The 2,083-nt window shown below is 39.3% G+C and carries 3 protein-coding genes and 1 riboswitch; of the genes, 1 reads left to right on the top strand and 2 read right to left on the bottom strand.

Annotation, left to right across the window (positions count from 1 at the left end; genetic code table 11):
• Positions 1 to 218: 218 nt before the first annotated feature.
• Together BDR01S_RS24460 and BDR01S_RS25590 are read right to left on the bottom strand one after the other, a co-directional pair.
• Entirely contained in the window at positions 219 to 653 is a 435-nt protein-coding gene (locus BDR01S_RS24460; RefSeq protein ID WP_066258989.1) for an SRPBCC family protein, read from the bottom strand.
• Between the two features lie 132 nt (positions 654 to 785).
• Complete coding sequence (locus BDR01S_RS25590) at positions 786 to 935, bottom strand: hypothetical protein (RefSeq protein WP_218007897.1); 150 nt, start codon at positions 933 to 935, stop codon at positions 786 to 788.
• A gap of 64 nt (positions 936 to 999) precedes the next feature.
• Positions 1,000 to 1,084, bottom strand: a riboswitch (cyclic di-GMP riboswitch).
• A gap of 176 nt (positions 1,085 to 1,260) precedes the next feature.
• On the opposite strand from BDR01S_RS25590, the gene BDR01S_RS24455 reads away from it, so the two are divergent.
• Positions 1,261 to 2,007 carry a M15 family metallopeptidase gene (locus BDR01S_RS24455; protein ID WP_066258991.1) on the top strand — a complete coding sequence of 249 codons (747 nt, stop codon included), beginning with the start codon at positions 1,261 to 1,263 and terminating at the stop codon, positions 2,005 to 2,007.
• The last annotated feature ends 76 nt before the right edge of the window (positions 2,008 to 2,083 follow it).

Below are 2,083 nucleotides of genomic sequence, written 5' to 3'. Positions count from 1 at the left end.
GCTTATTTTACTTTTGCTGGTTACTCGATTAAGGACAAGACATCTTAACTAAACGAGAGTGAGTTTTTTCTCAAAAATCAAATAGTACTCCATTTTGGTACATAACGGTGAACCCTATTACATGTAAGGTTTTATATAAATAAGGTTTTGTACTCTTAATATAAACCAAGCTCTTTTTACCTTAAGGGGAGGTGATTTACCAATGGTGGCGGCCAATGTCAATGAACAATGGCCGCTCGCAATTTGTTAATACCAAACTCCAAATATCCTTTTAGGCAGGTCAACATATAAACCCATCCGCCTTTATTATCAAGCAAAATACTTATTAACTCATCATCATCTTCTCTAAAACCATCTTCACGCACTTCAATGATTGTCCTCGAGCTGTCCATTTCATTCAGCGATATGGTGACGATATTTCCAGCCTCGCCTTCTCCGCCCCACCGGAATACGATTTTCTTATTCACTTCGACTTCGATTAATTCGATATCGATTTGTGCATCGTATTCTTCATATCTCAACGTAACGGTCGTGCCCTGCTCCCATCTTGAACTGGAATCGAACCAGAAATTCTTGATATGGGCAGGATCTACAAAGGCTTCAAATACCACATGAGCAGGCTTTTTAATTTTTAATTTTGTCAGATTGTACATGTTTCAATCATCTCCCTTTATAGTGATTTTTATATGTAATTTATTATACCTTCTTAGGTAAAAATAAAAACCTGTATCAATGATTATCCAGTAATCAAAGATACAGGTTTTTTTCCAAAAATATAATTTCGCTTATATTCTTAAACCAAATTCAAGGGCTTTACTATTATGATAACTTGCTCTCACCATCAGCTTTGCTCGTAATTCTTCATCCAGGCAATCTTGTTGTAAAAGTGCATTGTGGCGATGTTGGATTAAATGATAATAATATTTACCCCTCATAAACATTTTCAACACAAAAAATCCTCCTCCATGTTCATCTACATAAATCGACGGAGTTATCGTGTTCGGTAACTGGCAAGCATCGTCGTTAAACCTTAGCCCCTTTAGTTTTGCGTCACCACTTTTCAATGGCTTTGCCGTTTCGTACGATTTATGTGTTTATAAAAAATATAAGCAACTGAATAATAAAATGAAAGTGTCTTTATACCTAGACTCACTTATTAGTTCATCGATTCCTTCCTTCTTTTTAGAATAACCGTTTTAAAGTCAATAATCCTGACCATGATGGTTACTGAAGTGAATTCTTAAAAGAAGGAAGTTAACTATGTTAAAAATACGTTTTGTTTTTTTGTGTCTTATCGTGATTGCACTCTCTTTAACTGGATGCACAGGGAAATTTCACTTTATGCAAAACGAGGAGAAACTTGCCGACGATCCAGCTACTAACTCGGGAGGTCAGAAACAGAAGGCAAACATTCAAATGGTTTCCTCCCCAACGGGAATCCCCGTTCTAGTCAATAAGCAAAATAAACTTTCTCCTAATTATCAGCCAAGTGATTTAATTTACCCTGACATTCCTTTTACGTTTGAACAGAAAACAGAAAAGCGGCAAATGAGGGCTGAAGCAGGAGCGGCGATTGAAAAATTATTTGCTGGTGCCAGGCGACAGGGGGTAAGTCTGCTAGGTGTTTCGGCTTACAGGTCTCATGCTTCCCAAACGGCATTGTTTAATTACTACGTCAATCTTGAAGGTTATGAGGCAGCAAGTGCTTATAGTGCTGCTCCGGGAACGAGCGAACACGAAACAGGGCTTGCGATTGATGTGACCGGAGGAGATGGAACATGTGCGGCCGAGGACTGCTTTGAAGGAACTAAAGAGGCCACCTGGCTCCAAAACCATGCAGCCGAGTATGGCTTTATTATCCGCTATCCAAAAGGCAAAGACTCCATCACCGGCTACCAATACGAACCTTGGCACCTGCGTTTTGTCGGTAAGGAAATCGCCCAAAATATCATGAGCAGCGGGCTTACCCTCGAAGAATACCTGAATACAACCGTTGTTAATAATTAATATAATCTGGTGCCTCCCTTTTTGGTGTCAGGCACCACATTGTTTTTCGGTGCCTGACACCGAAGTGTTTTCTAGG

It is taken from the genome of Neobacillus drentensis NBRC 102427, from assembly GCF_001591445.1.
Classification (GTDB): Bacteria; Bacillota; Bacilli; order Bacillales; family Cytobacillaceae; genus Neobacillus; species Neobacillus drentensis.
This window is presented reverse-complemented; position numbering and strand designations above follow the sequence as displayed.